The sequence below is a fragment of the Mesorhizobium sp. BR1-1-13 genome, from assembly GCF_020165515.1.
GTDB lineage: Bacteria > Pseudomonadota > Alphaproteobacteria > Rhizobiales > Rhizobiaceae > Mesorhizobium.
The window spans coordinates 43,906-59,554 of sequence record NZ_JAIUIH010000012.1 but is presented as its reverse complement, the minus strand read 5'-3'; the positions used below and the strand labels follow the sequence as shown (position 1 = coordinate 59,554).

At 64.3% G+C, this 15,649-nt stretch carries 15 protein-coding genes and 1 pseudogene; 8 read left to right on the top strand and 8 right to left on the bottom strand.

The window, feature by feature from the left end; translation table 11 throughout:
- The first annotated feature begins 189 nt into the window (after positions 1-189).
- Positions 190-1,368 carry an MFS transporter gene (locus LB533_RS23945; RefSeq protein WP_140639643.1) on the top strand — a complete coding sequence of 393 codons (1,179 nt, stop codon included), beginning with the start codon at positions 190-192 and terminating at the stop codon, positions 1,366-1,368.
- 41 nt (positions 1,369-1,409) lie between these two features.
- Here LB533_RS23945 and LB533_RS23940 read toward each other — a convergent pair whose 3' ends face one another.
- Positions 1,410-1,874, bottom strand: coding sequence for a MarR family winged helix-turn-helix transcriptional regulator (locus LB533_RS23940; RefSeq protein WP_140639642.1), 465 nt, complete (start codon positions 1,872-1,874; stop codon positions 1,410-1,412).
- 191 nt (positions 1,875-2,065) lie between these two features.
- On the opposite strand from LB533_RS23940, the gene LB533_RS23935 reads away from it, so the two are divergent.
- Entirely contained in the window at positions 2,066-2,860 is a 795-nt protein-coding gene (locus LB533_RS23935; protein ID WP_224678350.1) for an SDR family NAD(P)-dependent oxidoreductase, read from the top strand.
- A 62-nt stretch (positions 2,861-2,922) separates the two neighbouring features.
- Here the strand turns inward: LB533_RS23935 and LB533_RS23930 are convergent, their stop codons facing one another.
- Positions 2,923-3,522 (bottom strand): LysE family translocator, encoded by a 600-nt coding sequence (locus LB533_RS23930; protein ID WP_140639640.1) that lies wholly within the window; start codon positions 3,520-3,522, stop codon positions 2,923-2,925.
- Positions 3,523-3,578: 56 nt separating this feature from the next.
- Here LB533_RS23930 and LB533_RS23925 point away from each other — a divergent pair, with 56 nt between their 5' ends.
- On the top strand, positions 3,579-4,487 hold the full coding sequence (locus LB533_RS23925) for a LysR substrate-binding domain-containing protein (protein WP_224557092.1): 909 nt from the start codon (positions 3,579-3,581) through the stop codon (positions 4,485-4,487).
- 61 nt (positions 4,488-4,548) lie between these two features.
- On the opposite strand, the gene LB533_RS23920 is transcribed toward LB533_RS23925, so the two are convergent.
- The 3 genes from LB533_RS23920 to LB533_RS23910 form a co-directional block, all read right to left on the bottom strand.
- Positions 4,549-5,199, bottom strand: coding sequence for a dihydrofolate reductase family protein (locus LB533_RS23920; RefSeq protein WP_140639639.1), 651 nt, complete (start codon positions 5,197-5,199; stop codon positions 4,549-4,551).
- A 101-nt stretch (positions 5,200-5,300) separates the two neighbouring features.
- The gene (locus tag LB533_RS23915) at positions 5,301-6,143 is read right to left on the bottom strand and encodes a protein-L-isoaspartate O-methyltransferase family protein (RefSeq protein ID WP_224678349.1); all 843 of its coding nucleotides are present in this window, start codon (positions 6,141-6,143) and stop codon (positions 5,301-5,303) included.
- A gap of 46 nt (positions 6,144-6,189) precedes the next feature.
- Positions 6,190-7,554, bottom strand: coding sequence for an Nramp family divalent metal transporter (locus LB533_RS23910; protein WP_140639638.1), 1,365 nt, complete (start codon positions 7,552-7,554; stop codon positions 6,190-6,192).
- Positions 7,555-7,786: 232 nt separating this feature from the next.
- Between LB533_RS23910 and mntR the strand changes: the two genes are divergently transcribed.
- From mntR to LB533_RS23895, 3 genes are all read left to right on the top strand, one after another.
- Positions 7,787-8,236, top strand: a complete 450-nt coding sequence (gene mntR / locus LB533_RS23905) for a manganese-binding transcriptional regulator MntR (RefSeq protein ID WP_181169357.1) — start codon at positions 7,787-7,789, stop codon at positions 8,234-8,236.
- A 204-nt stretch (positions 8,237-8,440) separates the two neighbouring features.
- Positions 8,441-9,373, top strand: a complete 933-nt coding sequence (locus LB533_RS23900; protein WP_140639636.1) for a neutral zinc metallopeptidase — start codon at positions 8,441-8,443, stop codon at positions 9,371-9,373.
- A 49-nt stretch (positions 9,374-9,422) separates the two neighbouring features.
- On the top strand, positions 9,423-10,796 hold the full coding sequence (locus LB533_RS23895; RefSeq protein ID WP_263487655.1) for a TCR/Tet family MFS transporter: 1,374 nt from the start codon (positions 9,423-9,425) through the stop codon (positions 10,794-10,796).
- Between the two features lie 13 nt (positions 10,797-10,809).
- On the opposite strand, the gene carA is transcribed toward LB533_RS23895, so the two are convergent.
- Positions 10,810-12,021, bottom strand: coding sequence for a glutamine-hydrolyzing carbamoyl-phosphate synthase small subunit (gene carA, locus LB533_RS23890; RefSeq protein WP_140639634.1), 1,212 nt, complete (start codon positions 12,019-12,021; stop codon positions 10,810-10,812).
- A 278-nt stretch (positions 12,022-12,299) separates the two neighbouring features.
- Between carA and LB533_RS23885 the strand changes: the two genes are divergently transcribed.
- Complete coding sequence (locus LB533_RS23885; RefSeq protein WP_140639633.1) at positions 12,300-12,749, top strand: GatB/YqeY domain-containing protein; 450 nt, start codon at positions 12,300-12,302, stop codon at positions 12,747-12,749.
- Positions 12,750-12,808: 59 nt separating this feature from the next.
- On the opposite strand, the gene LB533_RS23880 is transcribed toward LB533_RS23885, so the two are convergent.
- Positions 12,809-13,798 carry a hypothetical protein gene (locus LB533_RS23880; protein WP_181169371.1) on the bottom strand — a complete coding sequence of 330 codons (990 nt, stop codon included), beginning with the start codon at positions 13,796-13,798 and terminating at the stop codon, positions 12,809-12,811.
- A gap of 181 nt (positions 13,799-13,979) precedes the next feature.
- Here LB533_RS23880 and LB533_RS23875 point away from each other — a divergent pair.
- Positions 13,980-14,324 (top strand): annotated as a pseudogene (locus tag LB533_RS23875) (GNAT family N-acetyltransferase); the annotation flags it as partial.
- Between the two features lie 114 nt (positions 14,325-14,438).
- On the opposite strand, the gene LB533_RS23870 reads toward LB533_RS23875, so the two are convergent.
- On the bottom strand, positions 14,439-15,623 hold the full coding sequence (locus LB533_RS23870; protein ID WP_140639632.1) for an MFS transporter: 1,185 nt from the start codon (positions 15,621-15,623) through the stop codon (positions 14,439-14,441).
- Positions 15,624-15,649: the final 26 nt, after the last annotated feature.

Sequence of the window (15,649 nt, the reverse complement as noted above, 5' to 3'; positions counted from 1 at the left end):
CAACGTAAGCACAGTTCCGGCCGATTTCAACGCATCCACTCCGCGTCTGCCGTGCACTCCGCTCTCCCTTTCACGACCGTGCTGACACAGGGCTGTCAGGATGGTTGTGCTAATTTTTCCTGGCTTCATTGACATCCTGCCGGGTTATGTCCAATTGTTCAATAACTTTTGAACTAAGGACACATCGCCATGGACAAGCGGATCTTCTGGCTTGCGCTCGGATCGTTTGCGATCTCGACCGAAGGCTTCGTCATCTCCAGCCTTCTGCCCGACATCGCCAGGGATGCCGGCATCTCCATCCCGCTCGCCGGCACGCTGATCACCGCCTTCGCGCTCGCCTATGCGGTCGGCACGCCGATCCTGGCGACGCTGACCGGCGAATGGGACCGGCGCCGCGTCATCCTGTGGACGCTGGTGTTCTTCGTCATCGGCAATGTTGCCGCGGCCTTGAGCTCCTCCTTCGAAGTGCTGCTCGCCGCGCGCATCATCATGGCGCTGTCGTCGGGCCTGTTCGCGGCGACCGCGCAAGGCACGGCGGTGGCGCTGGTCGATGACCACCACCGGGCCCGCGCCATTGCCGTCGTCGTCGGCGGCACCACGGTGGCGGTGGCGGTGGGCGCTCCGCTCGGTGCGCTGGTCGCGGCGATAGCCGGCTGGCGCGGAACGTTCTATGCCATCGCAGGCCTCGGCGCGCTCGCCGGCGCCATCCTCTGGTACCGGCTGCCGCGCGGCATCATCGGCACCAAGCTGCCGCTGAAGCGCCGGCTGGCGGCGGCAATGCGTCCCGGCGTTATGCCGATCCTGGTGACGACCACGCTTGCCCTCATCGGCGCATTCACAGTGTTCAGCTTCATCGCGCCGCTGGCCATCGAAGCCAGCGGGCTCTCCCCGATAGCGCTGCCCGGAATGCTGCTCGCCTTTGGTGTCGGCGCCGTGATCGGCAACATCGCCGGCGGCCAGGCCGCGGACCGCTTCGGCGCCACGCGCACCGTCGGCTGGTCGCTGGCGCTGAGCGCTGCCATGCTCGTCACCTTCTCGCTGATCCCGGCCTTTCTGCCGCATCATCTCGCCGGGCCGGCGCTGATGGGCATGATGGTGCCATGGGGCATCGTCGGCTGGGCCTTCCCGCCGGCGCAGGCGAGCCGCATCATCAAGCTCGCCCCGGACGCCGCCCCGATCGTGCTGTCGCTCAACGCCTCCGCGCTCTATCTCGGCGTGGCACTAGGCGCGGTGGTTGGCGGCGCCGTGCTGCGCTATGGCGGGCCGGCCGATCTCGGCCTCATCGCGGCCGTCTTCCCGATCGTCGGGCTCGGCATCGTGCTGGCCGGCCGGATGCTGGCGCGGCCGGTCGCCATGCCGGCGGAGTAGAGGGCGCCGAGCTTTTCGTCGCTGGTTCTATCGCGGCCGCTTCAGCTGGAAGGAGCGGCCGCCGGCATTTCGAGTTCCAGAGAGGCCACAGCATCCAGCGTCGCACGCAGCTTCGCGGCTTGCTCCGCGCCGATCATCTCCTCGAAGCGCTGCTGGGCGACACTCCACAACCTAATCGCCTCTTCGAGCTTGGCCTGGCCGTGCGGCGTCAGCCGGACGCGCTTGACGCGGCGATCGTCCTTGTCGGGGAAGGTTTCGACATAGCCGTCGCGGACCAGCGGCTTCAGCGTGTGGCCGAGCGCGGAGAGATCCATGATCAGCGCATCGGCAACGGTCCCCATCGCCGGTTCGCTGCTGGCACCGATCTGAAAGAGCAGGCCAAATTGCGTGCCTTTCAGCCCGGAAGGCGCAAGTGCGTCGTCGTAGAAGCGGCCGAGCCTGCGCGCGGTGCGCCGCAAGGTGGCATTGTTGCACCGGCTGAATCCCGGTTGCTGAAGGTCGGTCATGTCAACTCCTCGCTGGCAAAGACTGTGCCAGCCTGCCGCAGAAATAGTTTTCGCGGCCGCCGTTGACAAGATAGTGGCATATACCTATTTCGCCAAAAGTGGCATATGCCATCAATTGACGATCGAGAAGCTCGGCAGCCGGCGCATCCGTCGAAGCCGAACCAGAGCGAAGAGCGAAAAGGAACAACACAATGAGCAAGAATGAGAACAAGGGCACGGCCGTCATCACCGGCGCCTCCTCCGGAATCGGCGCTGTCTATGCCGACCGGCTGGCGGGGCAGGGACATGACTTGGTGCTGGTGGCGCGCCGCGCCGACCGGCTCGAGGATTTGGCTGAAAGGCTGCGCTATGCCTACAGCCGCAAGGTCAGCGTGATCAGTGCCGATCTGGCCGACGACGATGATGTGCGGCGGGTGGAGCGGGCGATATCGACGGATGACAGCGTCACGCTGTTGGTCAACAATGCCGGGCTTGGCGGTGCACAGGTGGTTGCGACGGCTGACGCCGATGCGGCTGAACGCATGATCAAGGTCAATGTCATCGCTTTGACGCGGCTGACCCGCGCGGTGCTGCCGGGATTTCTCGCGCGCAACCGCGGCGCTATCGTCAACATCGCCTCGGTGCTGGCCTTCGACACCTCGTTCGGCGGCATCTACAGCGGCACCAAGGCCTATGTCGTCAACTTCACCGAAGCCCTGCAGCGCGAGGTCGCCGGCACCGACGTACAGGCGCAGGTGGTGCTGCCGGGGGCGACCCGGACCGATTTCTGGGAAGCCGCAGGAAGCGATATCGACCAGCTTCCGAAGGAAATCATCATGACCGCCGACGATATGGTCGATGCTGCCCTTGTCGGCTTGGCCAGGGGCGAAGCCGTCACCGTGCCCGCGCTTGCCGATACGGCCAAGCTGGACGCCTTCCTTGGCGCCCGGCAGATCTTCTACGGCAGCCTGCACGCCGACAAGCCGGCCGCGCGCTACGCGGTTTGACGAGATTTGGGTTCCTCGCCTCGCCTTGCGGGGGCGAGGAACCCAGGTTCTGCAGGCCCATCTTACGCCTGCCGCCACATCGGAATGATCGATGCCGCCAGCACCAGGCCAAGCAGGATATTGAGCGCGCGCCATTGCCGCTCGGTCTTCAGCAGCCGGGCGAGCAGCATGCCGGCCACACACCATAGCGACAGCGAGAAGGCGGCGGTGAGGCCGAAGGTGGAGCCGAGCAGCAGCGCCAGCCGCGCCGGCCCGTCGGCGAGTGCAGCGAAGGATGCCGCGGCTCCAAGCCCCATCGCCCAACCCTTGGGGTTCATCCACTGAATGCCGGCACCGCCGAGAAAACTGTTCGGTTTGACCATCGTCAGGTCGAACTTGGGCGCCCCGGCACGACCGATCTTGAGCGCCAGCCAGACAAGGTAGAGTGAGCCGGCGATCTTCATGGCAAGCTGCAAGGACGGCATGGCGAGAAGCAGGCCGGCCAGTCCGGCGGCCGCCGCCCCGGTGACTGTGGCCAAGCCGGCCGCGCTGCCGACCACCAGCGGGATAGAGCGGCGAAAGCCGAACTGCGCGCCCGACGCCGTCGACAAGGTGGTGGCGATGCCGGGCGTGCTGGTCGCCACCAGGGCGAACAGGATCAGGGGGATGACGGGGTGGAGCATGCGGCGTCCTCTGTCGGAGGCCCCATGTTAGATGCATCCGCATATCAGTAAATGCAATGTTTGCCATGACAAACATTAGCATCTATAATGCATGCATGATCCGCAACCTCGATACGACGCTCATGCGAACCTTCGTCACGGTCGCGGACAAGGCCAGCATGACGGCGGCGGCCAATGCGCTGCACCTGACCCAAGGCGCCGTAAGCCAGCAGGTCCGGCGACTGGAGGAGGCACTCGGCCGCAGCCTGTTCGAGCGCGACCGGCGCGGCTTGCGGCTGACCTCTTCCGGCGAGCGGCTGTTCGGCAAGGCAAAGCGGCTGCTCAGCCTCAATGACGAGATATGGGCCGAAATGGCTGCCAATGCCGTGGCCGGCCATGTGCGGTTCGGCGTGCCTTACGACCTTGTCGGCACAACGCTGGCGCCGGTGCTGAAGACCTATGCGCAAACCTATCCGCAGGTCGAGATATCGCTGGTCTGCGCCTCCTCACCGGAATTGGCCGCGGCGCTCGCGGCCGGCACCCTCGACCTGGCGGTCATCGAGGAACCGGTAGGGGCATCGGATGGCGAATGCCTCGCCATCGATCGGCTGGTGTGGGTCGGGGCCAAGGGGGGTGTCGCGCGTGCCAAGCGCCCCCTGCCGGTCTCGATGGTCGCCGACAGCTGCGCCTTCCGGCCGGTGGTGCTCTCGGCGCTCAACGAGCATGGGCTGGAATGGCGCACCGTGTTCGAGAACGGCAATATCGACGCGACGACCGCAACGGTGCGTTCCGACCTGGCCGTCACAACCTGGCTAGCCTCCACGGTGCCGGCCGATCTCGACATATTGCCGTCCGGGTCCGGCCTGCCGCCGCTGCCGAATTTCTCGATCAACCTGCATCTGCCGAGGCACGGCGTCGGCCCGGCGGCGCAGGCGTTCGCACGGCATATACGCGACGGGCTGGCGCGCCGGCCGCAGGCAGCTTGAGGGATTTTTCAGAACCTGGTTTCCTCTCCTCCACGTTCGTGGAGAAGAGAAAAAGAAGCGTTTACTTCCAGGTCCTGCGCCGCTCGAGCTCGGCGTCGGATGGCTCCCCCGTGACAAAGGAACCGGTCTTGATTTCGCCGGCGCGCTCGTAGGTCGCCGTGATGACGCCGGTGTTGGAAGTCTGCGAGCGGGTCAGCTTGAAGGCGGCCGGAATCGCGTCATCGCCGAACAGCCGCTTGCCCTTGCCCAGCAACAGAGGGAAGATCATCAGCCGAATTTCGTCGACCAGCCCATTGGCTAGCAGGGTCCGGATCAGATTGCCCGATCCCTGGATGAGCAGGTCAGGTCCCTCTTCCTGTTTGAGGCGGCGCAACGCCGGGATGATATCAGGCCCAAGCGATTGCGTGTTCTGCCAGGTGAGCGAATCCGGATGATGCGTCGCTACGTATTTGGTCGCAGGATTGAAGGCATCCGCGATCGGATCTTTCTGATACGGCCAATACGCGGCGAAGATGTCGTAAGTTCTGCGGCCGAGCAAGAGGGCGAAGGGTTTGGAGAATAGTTCATCCATCGCCGCGCCCGCCACTTCGTCAAAATAATGGAACGTCCAGCCGCCGAACTTGAAGCCGCCGACGGGATCCTCCTCCGGGCCGCCCGGCGCCTGCATGACGCCGTCGAGGCTGATGAATGTCGCCGCTATGATCTTTCTCATGGGATGCTCCTCCTGTTTCGATCCACGCCGTCGGGCCGGACTTCAGCCCAAGGACGGATGACTGGCTGGCCGTCCGACAGCGCGTGCCGAATTTCGGTGCGTCAGCCCCGAGGCCGCGCATCGAGGCTGCGTGACGAAAACCAGACATGCTCAAAGATTGCGGTGGCGGTGCGGTCCGGCAACTTGTCCGCCGTCAGCCAGATCGAGCGGCTGCGCGCGGCCTGGTCGCGTGTCGGGATTTTTGCCGCGAGACTTGCAACCGAGGCGCCGGAGCAAGGGATGAACCAGGAGCGCATGAAAGGGTCGCAGGCAAAGCCTTTTTCGGTGCGGGTCACCAGAACGGCCAGGGGAACGCGCTCGGCCGGGCGCCACGGGAAGATCATCCGGCCCTCCGGCTTCAGCGCCTTGAGCCAGCCGGGTGGAGGTGCCGCGACGCCGGCATTGACATAGATGACATCCGATGGCGGTAAATCCGATGTGACGGCATCGCCAGGAATGACAGCGACGTTCTCGTAGGCCGCAAGGTTTGCCTTGGCCCGCAAGGCAAGATCGGCGTCCAGTTCGAAGGCGGCAACGGTGCCGCCAGGTGAAACCAACCTGGCCAGCAAAGCCGTGTAGTAGCCGGTGCCCGCGCCGATGTGAGTGACAGCCTCGCCGGGTCTGGGCGCGAGTTTCCCGATCCACATGGCGTGCAGGAACGGCTCGCCATTGTTGATGCCCTTGTCGGCATCGAGCACCACCAGCACGTTCTGGTAGATGAAGCTGGGATCGGCGCTCGGCGTCTCTATAACGCCTTTGCCGGCGACGATCGTCCATGGGCCGGGACCGACAAACGCCTCGCGCGGCACGGCCGCGAACACCTCTTCAAGACGCGGATCGGCGGAATGCGCCTGGGCAGCCATCAGCTTGGCATAGAAGCTTCGGGATTGGGCTATCGTGGTCATGACCGACCGGAAAATAGCGCGGGCCGCGTCTTTGTCGCGGCCGATCTCAGCCGATCCCGAACAGCGTGTCGTAGAGCAGCTTGAAGTTGAGCACCAGGATGATGGTGGCGACCACCCAGGCGAGCGCCGCAATGCCGCGCGGAATGGCGAGATTGCCCATCTTCTTCCTGTCAGAGACGAACTGGACCAGCGGGATCACCGCGAAGGGCAGTTGCATCGACAGGATCACCTGGCTGAACACCAGCAACTGGCCGGTGCCCTTTTCGCCGTAGAGTGCGGTGACGACCACGACGGGGATGATGGCGAGGCCGCGCGTCAGCAGGCGCCGCGCCCATTGCGGGATGCGCAGGCGCAGGAAGCCTTCCATGACGATCTGGCCGGCAAGCGTGGCGGTCACCGTCGAGTTCAGGCCGGAGGCAAGCAGCGCCACGGCAAACAGGATCGAGGCGATGCTCAGGCCGAGCAGCGGCGACAGCAGTTCGAAAGCCTGGCCGATCTCGGCGACGTCCTGATGGCCGGTGTTGTGGAAGGCGACCGCCGACACGATCAGGATCGAGGCGTTGACGAACAGGGCCAGCATCAGGGCGATGGTCGAGTCCGTCGTTGCCCATTTGATGGCGTCGCGCTTGCCCTTGTCGGTGCGTTCATAGGCGCGGGTCTGCACGATCGAGGAGTGCAGATAGAGATTGTGCGGCATGACGGTTGCGCCGATGATGCCGATGGCGATGTAGAGCATCGCCGGATTGGTGACGATTTCGGATGACGGCACGAACATCGAATGCAGGATCGTGCCGGCCGGCGGCGCGGCGACGAAGATCTGGATGGCAAAGCAGCTGAAGATGATGACCAGGAGCGCGACGACGAAGGCTTCGAGATAGCGGAAGCCCTTGTTCATCAACAAAAGCACCAGGAAGGCGTCGAGCGCGGTGAGCATGGCGCCGCCGATCAGCGGAATGCCGAACAGGAGTTGCAGCGCGATCGCGGTGCCGATCACTTCGGCGAGGTCGCAGGCGATGATGGCGAGCTCGCAGGCGATCCACAGCACGAAGTTGACCGGACGCGGGTAATATGTGCGGCAGGCCTGGGCGAGGTCGCGGCCGGTGGCGATGCCGAGACGCGCGGCCAGCGCCTGCAGCAGGATCGCCATCAGGTTGGACAGCATGATGATGAACAGCAGCGTGTAGCCGAACTGGGCGCCGCCGGCGAGGTCTGTCGCCCAGTTGCCCGGGTCCATATAGCCGACCGAGACCATGTAGCCCGGCCCCATGAAAGCGAATAGGCGGCGGAACCAGACGCCCGAATTCGGTACGGCGATCGACGAATTGACCTCGCGCAGGCTCGGCTGCTCATCGCCTGGCCTGTCGAACCGCCACGTGGCTCTGGCTATGGCGGTGGCGTCGGTCTCGGACATGGCGAATTCCGCTTGATGCAATGGAGGATGTCTCCTATCTATGCCACGGCTCAACATTATGCAATATGCTATATTTCATTGATCATGCTTTTGTGATGTGATCGATCGTGCTCCGACGCGGCGGCGATGCGGTTGCGCCTGGGCCCGAATGCAAATAAACGCCAGGATTGTCGGGGCCCGTGCTATGAATGCGGGCCGATTCAATCTTCGGGCAGCCAAGGAGGAGCGCGTATTGGCGCTGAAGAACAGACCGGTCCCGCGTGAGCCGCTGCCCGATGCCGATGTCCATTCGGAAGGGTTCCGGCAGACGCGCGAAGCGCGCCGCGGCGCGCTCGTCGAGGACTATGTCGAGTTGATCGCCGACCTGATCGAGGACGGCAACGAGGCCCGCCAGGTCGACATCGCAGCCAGGCTGGGGGTCGCTCAACCGACAGTGGCCAAGATGCTGACCAGGCTGTGTGCCGACGGGCTGGTCTCCAGAAAGCCCTATCGCGGCGTGTTCCTCACCGAAGCCGGCCGCAAGGTCGCGGAAGAGAGCCGCATTCGCCACCAGACGGTGGAGGCTTTTTTGCGTTCGCTCGGCGTCAGCGCCGAGACGGCGCGCATCGATGCCGAGGGCATAGAGCACCATGTCAGCGCCGAGACGCTGGAAGCGTTCCGCAAGGCGATGACGGCGGGCTAGGGACTTTGCCAAGCCGTTGGGCTCGTTTCGCCGGCGATGCCATAGACATTCCGCAGTCGCGGCCAGAGCAGCGGAGCCATCATGCCAGCATGGCCACGGCTGCGAAAAATGCTGTGACTTGGCGCAACCATTGAGATAATTGTTATGAGGTGGAGCCGGCCTCGCGCCGGATCGACCAGTAAATTCGCAGCGCGGGGAGTTGCCATGCTCTGGAGAGGCCGTCGTCAGAGTGACAATGTCGAGGACCAGCGCAGCAGCGGCGGCGGCGGATTTGGGGGCGGCGGACCCGGCCAGTTCCGCATTCCGATCGGCGGCAGCAGCGGCGGCGGCATGTCGATCTCGACCATCATCATCCTCGTCGTGCTCTATTTTGGCCTGAAAGCCTTCGGCATCGATCCGATCCAGGTGCTGAGCGGCGGCGGTGGAGGCCTGCTGCCTGGCGGTGGCGAGATAACGGACAACAGCGGCAGCCAGGACGGCGGCACCGGTGCGCCGGCTTCCGACGAGATGAAGCAGTTCGTAGCAACCGTGCTGGCCGAGACCGAGGACACATGGACCGGCATTTTCAAGGCCAACGGACTGACCTATGAGGACCCTAAGCTGGTGCTGTTCAGCGGGCAGATCCGTTCGGCCTGCGGCTTCGCCTCGTCGGCGGCCGGACCGTTCTATTGCCCCGGCGACCACAAGGTCTATCTCGACATGACATTCTTCCAGCAACTGGACCAGCAGTTCGGCGCCTCGGGCGAGTTCGCGCGGGCCTATGTGATCGCGCATGAGGTCGGCCATCACGTGCAGAATCTGACCGGCATCATGTCCAAATTCAACCAGATGCGGCAAAGCATGGGCGAGGCCGAAGCCAACCAAATGTCGGTGCGCGTCGAGCTTCAGGCCGACTGCTTCGCCGGCGTCTGGGCGCATTACACGGCGCAGAAGGGCATATTGGAGCAAGGCGATATGGAAAGCGCGCTCAATGCCGCCAGGCAGATCGGCGACGATACACTGCAGAAGAAAATGCAGGGCTATGTGGTGCCGGAAAGCTTCAACCACGGCACGTCGGCGCAGCGGCAGACCTGGCTGGCGCGCGGCTACAAGAGCGGCAAGCTTTCCGACTGCGACACGTTCAACAACCCGATCTGAGCATCCGGTTCTGTCACGGGTGACCTGACGGCAAGGATGTCGTCAGGGGATGTCAGGATGCAAACGTCCTGCTTGTTCCCTCATTGTTCCTGACGGCCGGCTCGCCTATAAGTGCCTCCGCCTGCGCGCCAGGCGCCGGGAAGGAGCAGACGAACCCATGATGGATCCCAAAACCGCAAAGCGGGGGCTTGCGCTCGTCTTCACGACGCTGCTCCTCGACATCATCGGATTCGGCATCATCATGCCGGTGCTGCCGGCCTATCTGCAGGAGTTGACCGGCGTCGGCGTCTCGGAGGCGGCGATCGAAGGCGGCTGGCTGTTCTTCGTCTATGCGGCCATGCAGTTCTTCTTCGCGCCCATCATGGGCGGGTTGAGCGACCGGTTCGGCCGGCGGCCGATCCTTCTCGCCTCCGTGCTGACGTTTTCCATCGACAATCTGATCTGCGCCCTAGCCTGGTCCTACCCGATGCTATTCATCGGGCGCGTGCTGGCCGGCATTTCAGGCGCCAGCTATTCGACCACATCAGCCTTCATCGCCGACATCTCGAACGATGAGAACCGGGCCAAGAATTTCGGCCTGCTCGGCATCGCCTTCGGCGTGGGCTTCGTCATCGGGCCGGTCCTTGGCGGGCTGCTCGGCACCTTCGGGCCGCGCGTGCCGTTCTATTTCGCCGCCGGACTTGCCTTTGTGAACTTCCTGATCGCGCTGTTCCTGCTGCCCGAAACGCTCGATGAAAAGCACCGCCGCCGCTTCGAGTGGAAGCGCGCCAACCCGGTCGGCACGCTTCTGCAGATGCGCCAATATCAAGGCATTGGCTGGATCGGGCTCGTCTTCTTCCTGATGACGCTCGGCCACATGATGTATCCGGCGGTCTGGTCGTTCGTCTCCAGCTATCGCTATGGCTGGAACGAGCGGCAGATCGGTTTTTCGCTCGGCGCTTTCGGCCTGTGCGGTGCCATCGTCATGGCAACGGTGCTGCCACGCATCATTCCCAGGCTTGGCGAGTGGAGGACGGCGGTTATCGGTCTTGCGTTCACGGCGCTCAGTGCTTTCGGCTACGCCTTCGCGACGCAGGGTTGGATGATTTATGCGGTGATCGTCGTCGGCTGCCTGGAAGCGCTGGCCGACCCGCCGCTCAGGAGCCTCGCCGCCGCCAAGGTGCCGCCTTCGGCGCAGGGTGAATTACAAGGCGCGATGACGTCGATCTTCTCGATCACATCGATCATCACGCCGCTGCTCTATACCGCGATCTTTTCCTGGTTCACCGGGCCAAGCGCGCCAGTGACCTTCGGCGGTGCGCCTTACCTGGTTGGCGCGGTTTTCCTGGTGCTGGCGCTCGTCGTCTTCGTTACGAAAGTGGCGAGGCCCGCGGCACTCGGAACCATCACCAAAGGCGTCGCGGAAGATGGGGCACGAGTATGAGGGTCTGTCGGGACTAAGCCCGTTCGGCCAGCAGTTCCTCGCCGCGCTTTTCGCGGATCAGGTTGACGAAGCGGCGGAACAGATAATGCGAATCCTGCGGGCCGGGCGAGGCCTCGGGGTGGTGCTGGACCGAGAATACCGGCCGGCCTGTCAGCGCGATGCCGCAATTCGAGCCGTCGAACAGCGAGACATGGGTTTCCTCGACGCCTGACGGCAGCGAGTCGGCGTCGACGGCAAAGCCGTGGTTCATCGAGACGATCTCAACCTTGCCTGTGGTGTGGTCCTTGACTGGGTGATTGGCGCCGTGATGGCCCTGATGCATCTTGGCGGTCTTGCCGCCCAGCGCCAGCGCCAGCATCTGGTGGCCGAGGCAGATGCCGAACACCGGAATCTCGGTCCTGAGCAGGTCCTGGATGACCGGCACGGCGTAGGCGCCGGTGGCTTCAGGGTCGCCGGGGCCGTTGGACAGGAAGATGCCGTCCGGATGCATGGCGAGGATTTCCTCGGCGCCGGTCTTGGCCGGAACCACGGTCACCTTGGCACCAAGCCCCGCAAGCAGGCGCAGGATGTTGCGCTTGACGCCATAGTCGATGGCGACGACATGCATGGAGGGCTCGTCCTGTTCGCCAAAGCCCTCGTCCCACACCCAAGGCGTCTCGCGCCACACCGAGGACTGGCCTGACGTGACCTCCTTGGCGAGGTCGAGGCCGATCAGGCCCGACCACGCGGCGGCGCGGCGTTTCAGGTCGTCGAGATCGAAGACGCCGTCGGGCGCATGCGCGATAACGGCGTTCGGCATGCCCTTTTCGCGGATAAGCGCGGTCAGCGCGCGGGTGTCGATGCCCGAGAGTGCGACGATGCCGCGCTTCTTCAGCCATTGGTCGAGGTGGCCGGCAGCGCGGTAGTTGGAGGGATTGGTGACGTCGGCCTTGAACACGGCGCCGACGGCGCCGGCGCGGGCGGCCGGATTGAGGTCCTCGATGTCTTCGCCATTGGTGCCGATGTTGCCGACATGCGGGAAGGTGAAGGTGACGATCTGGCCGGCATAGGACGGATCGGTCAGGATCTCCTGATAGCCGGTAAGCGCAGTGTTGAAGCAGACCTCGGCGACCGCCGAACCCGTTGCGCCCAGGCCGCGACCCTCAATGACGGTGCCGTCGGCCAGCACCAGCAATGCCGTCGGTTTCTCGGTGGCCCAAGCGGGGGTAGACGCGGTGTCGGCCATGGCGGCACTCCTATCAGGCCGCGCGCTTCAAAAAGGCCCGGCGGGCCATTTGCGCGGCAAACGGCGCGGAGCGGCGAATTCGCGGCCTCCACGCACTCAAGCTTCAGTTCATGCAAGGCCCAGTACATAGGGGAAGGGGGCAGGTCGGTCAATGATGATGGGAAATGCCGCTGCGATTTATTTCATTGAGCAATATCATAGGCTTGCCTCGACATATCAGGGTTTGCGTTGGCCTGCACCCGGCGCTATTGTCCGCGCCGACCGAAGGAGAGAGCACGATGCGCGCAAAAATCGCCGAATCCCTGAAGAGCGCGATGAAGGCGCAGGACAAGCACCGGCTGCCGACATTGCGGCTGATCCAGGCCGCCATCCACGATCGCGACATCGCCAATCGCGGTGCCGGCAAGGAGCCGGCCAGCGACGAGGAGATCCTGCAGATCCTGGCCAAGATGGTGAAGCAGCGCGAAGAATCGGCCAAGGCCTTCGAAGACGGCAAGCGTCCGGAACTGGCCGCGCAGGAGCGCGGCGAGATGGCGATCATCCGCGATTTCCTGCCGACGCAGCTCGACGATGCCGCAATCACCGCCGCGGCGCGCGAGGCGATCGCGGCGACCGGTGCCGCCAGCCAGAAAGACATGGGCAAGGTGATCGCGACGCTGAAGCAGAAATATGCCGGCCAGATAGATTTCGGCAAGGCGAGCGGCATCGTCAAGAGCCTGCTGCAGTAGGGTGCTGTGCTGCTCCCATTGGCTTGCAAAGTCCCGCAATTCGGCACTGCGGGCGAACCTCACGGCTCCTTGCAGATCGGCACCGGCTGCGGCGGCGGTGCCGGGTGGTCCTTCCTGTATTGGGCAATGATCGGCTCGAGCGTCTTTCGTGGCCAGAATTTCGGAGAGCCGATTTCCTTTAGGCAGGATGCGTTCCAATAGGGCCCAGCGCCCGACAGCGAACGACCCGCCGCCACGATTTGCGCAACGGCGGCGATGTCGCGCGATTCAGGGTAGATGTAGAGCGTCGTCGGATTGTCCTTCACCATCGGGATGATCTGCTGCGCATCCGCCGCCGACCAACTGGTGCAGCCATTGCTGCGGCCGCCGGCATAATCCACCAGCTTGCCGAACGGCACGTAGCCGGCATGGTCGGCATGCGAGCTGGCCGGGTCTTTGCGAAGACACATTCCCTTCAGCACCTCCGCCGGATGCCCGCCGATCACGCGCTGCCTGGCGTTCGCGGCCTCGCCCTCGCCATCGAACTGCACGAAGGTACGCATGAAAGCCACGTCCTGCTTCGCCGCGGTGCGATAATAGCCCTTGAACGAGGTTTTGGCCTCGCCGGTCATATAGGCGCCGCCGGCGGTCAGTGACGAATCCAGCGCATTGCCGAAGTTCTTCGCGCAGCGCTTGCCGTTGGCGAAATCGGCGATGCCCTTCAGATTCCGGCCGCTGCCGTGGCCTGCCGAGACCGCGCGAAACGCCTGGCTGGCCTCGCAGATGATGTAATAACGGTGACCCAGTTTGTTGTTCCCCAGATCGCTAGGGCGCGTCGCATCCATGGCGAAGTAGCAGGGATTGTTAACGGCTCCTGCGCCGACTTTCTTCAGGTAAAGCGCTCGGGCCCGCTCCAGGACCACAGCTGAGATCTGGCCATCACCTTCGCCGACATGGGCCTGCAGCCAGGCCGGAATGGCCGACGGCGCGGCAAAGGACCGTGCCGTCAAAGCGACGACAACGAGGAAGAGGCTGGCGACGACACCCAGCGGGATAGATATCAACCGCACCAGACCCGGTCTCCTGTCAAGCGTTTGTGTTTGGCGGTGAATCACCTCCGGCACGATCATAAATCGGCTTACGCCGGCCGGCGAAACACATCTTGTTCAGCATTCCCGGCACGTATGCGCGTTTTCGACCCGCCAGCATTAGGATATTGTCTGATTCCGGTGCGCCCACGCCTCCTCCCTCCGTCGGGAAAGCATCAGGCGCTGGATGTGGGACGGCGAGGCGTCAGGCTCGATCGGGCTGCGCTGGCAGAAGGGCACGTCGGCGCTGCCGCCGCACGTGCTTGGCCATATCGGCTACGCCGTGGTGCCGTGGAAACAGCGACGCGGCTACGCGACGGAAGCGCTGCGGCTGATGCTGGATGAGGCGAGGGCGGTCGGCCTGGCTCATGTCGACATCACCGCAAAACCTGGCAATTCGGCCTCGCACAAAGTGATCCTGGCCAACGGCGGCAGACTGGTCGAACGTTTCCTCGAAGATGCCGCCTATGGCGGAGCGGAGAGCCTGCGGTTCCGCATCGATCTGTAATGCGTTGGAGCTGCGCAGCCGCCAGGCGAGACATGGCTGTTCATCGCGTCGTGCTTGCGCCGGTGGACGCCTGGATCAGGCATGATCGGTGGTGGATGTCGTGGCGCGGATAATCTACTCAGCCGCTGCCGTCAGCGGTGGCGTGGCGTTGCTGCGCCACTCCCAGATGTGCGAGGCGAGCGCCACCGCGACGGCGACGAGCATCGCCACAGCGCCAAGCAGCGGCAGGCTGCGATAACCGTAGCCGCCATTGAGCATGGCGGCACCGAGCGATGCCGCGAGCGCTATACCGACATTGAAGCCAGATGGGATCAGCGAGGAGGCCAGGTTCGAGGCATCCGCAGTCCAGGACAGGATGCGGGTCTGGATCGGCGTACCGATGGCGAAGTTGAGGCCGCCCCAGATGACGATCGCCACGATCATCGGCACGGGATAGGGGCTGACGGCATAGATCACCGCAAGCGTCACCGCCTGCAGGGCCAGCATGGTGATCAGCGAGGGCATCAGCTTCCAGTCGGCTAGCCTGCCGCCGAGGAAGACGCCAAGCGTGGCGCCGACGCCGTTGAGCAAGAGCACCCAGGGCACCAGGTTCTCGTCGAGGCCGGTGATCTCGAGCAATGTCGGGGTGATGTAAGTGAACAGGCCGAACTGGCCGATCATCAGCATCAGCATCAGGATCAGCGAGGTCCAGACCTGCTGGCGGGCAAGCACGCGGACCTCGCGGGCGAGGCCGGCGGGTTTGGCCTGATAGCCCGTGGTGCGCGGCAAAAGGGCTGCCATGGCAAGCGTGGCCGCCACGCCCAATGCGCACATAACCCAGAAGGTCGCGCGCCAGCCCCAGATGTTGCCGATGGCAGTGCCCGCCGGCACGCCGATCACGTTGGAGACGGTGAGGCCCGACAGGATGACAGCCACCGCCATGCCGCGCTGGTCCTCGCGCACCAGCCCGACCGCCACCACCATGGCGACGCCGAAATAAGCGCCATGCGCGACTGCGACGGCAATGCGCAGAAGCAGCATCGAGGTGAAGTCGGGCGCCAGCGCGCAGGCCGCCTGACCGATGGTGAAGGCGACGGCGAGGCCGAGCAGCAAGGTCTTGCGCGGCAAGGACTTGGTGGCAAGCGCCAGAAGCGGACCGCCGATGGCGATGCCGCAGGCATAGCCGGAGACGAGGTAGCCCGATGTCGGAACCGAAACGCCAAGCCCTTGCGCCACCTGTGGCAGCACGCCGGCGATGACGAATTCGGTGGTGCCGAAAGCGAAGGCAGCGATGAACAGGGCGATGAGCGGAAGCGACATGGCGGGAATTAAATCCTCGAATGCAG

What these genes read in the sequence shown, in the direction of transcription:
- LB533_RS23915 (WP_224678349.1), bottom strand. Translation starts at nt 6,143, where the DNA reads ATGACCACGATAGCCCAATCCCGAAGCTTCTATGCCAAGCTGATGGCT.
- LB533_RS23925 (WP_224557092.1), top strand. Translation starts at nt 3,579, where the DNA reads ATGTTTGCCATGACAAACATTAGCATCTATAATGCATGCATGATCCGC.
- LB533_RS23945 (WP_140639643.1), top strand. Translation starts at nt 190, where the DNA reads ATGGACAAGCGGATCTTCTGGCTTGCGCTCGGATCGTTTGCGATCTCG.
- LB533_RS23900 (WP_140639636.1), top strand. Translation starts at nt 8,441, where the DNA reads ATGCTCTGGAGAGGCCGTCGTCAGAGTGACAATGTCGAGGACCAGCGC.
- LB533_RS23920 (WP_140639639.1), bottom strand. Translation starts at nt 5,199, where the DNA reads ATGAGAAAGATCATAGCGGCGACATTCATCAGCCTCGACGGCGTCATG.
- LB533_RS23870 (WP_140639632.1), bottom strand. Translation starts at nt 15,623, where the DNA reads ATGTCGCTTCCGCTCATCGCCCTGTTCATCGCTGCCTTCGCTTTCGGC.
- LB533_RS23895 (WP_263487655.1), top strand. Translation starts at nt 9,423, where the DNA reads ATGTCAGGATGCAAACGTCCTGCTTGTTCCCTCATTGTTCCTGACGGC.
- LB533_RS23935 (WP_224678350.1), top strand. Translation starts at nt 2,066, where the DNA reads ATGAGCAAGAATGAGAACAAGGGCACGGCCGTCATCACCGGCGCCTCC.
- LB533_RS23940 (WP_140639642.1), bottom strand. Translation starts at nt 1,874, where the DNA reads ATGACCGACCTTCAGCAACCGGGATTCAGCCGGTGCAACAATGCCACC.
- LB533_RS23885 (WP_140639633.1), top strand. Translation starts at nt 12,300, where the DNA reads ATGCGCGCAAAAATCGCCGAATCCCTGAAGAGCGCGATGAAGGCGCAG.
- LB533_RS23910 (WP_140639638.1), bottom strand. Translation starts at nt 7,554, where the DNA reads ATGTCCGAGACCGACGCCACCGCCATAGCCAGAGCCACGTGGCGGTTC.
- LB533_RS23930 (WP_140639640.1), bottom strand. Translation starts at nt 3,522, where the DNA reads ATGCTCCACCCCGTCATCCCCCTGATCCTGTTCGCCCTGGTGGCGACC.
- carA (WP_140639634.1), bottom strand. Translation starts at nt 12,021, where the DNA reads ATGGCCGACACCGCGTCTACCCCCGCTTGGGCCACCGAGAAACCGACG.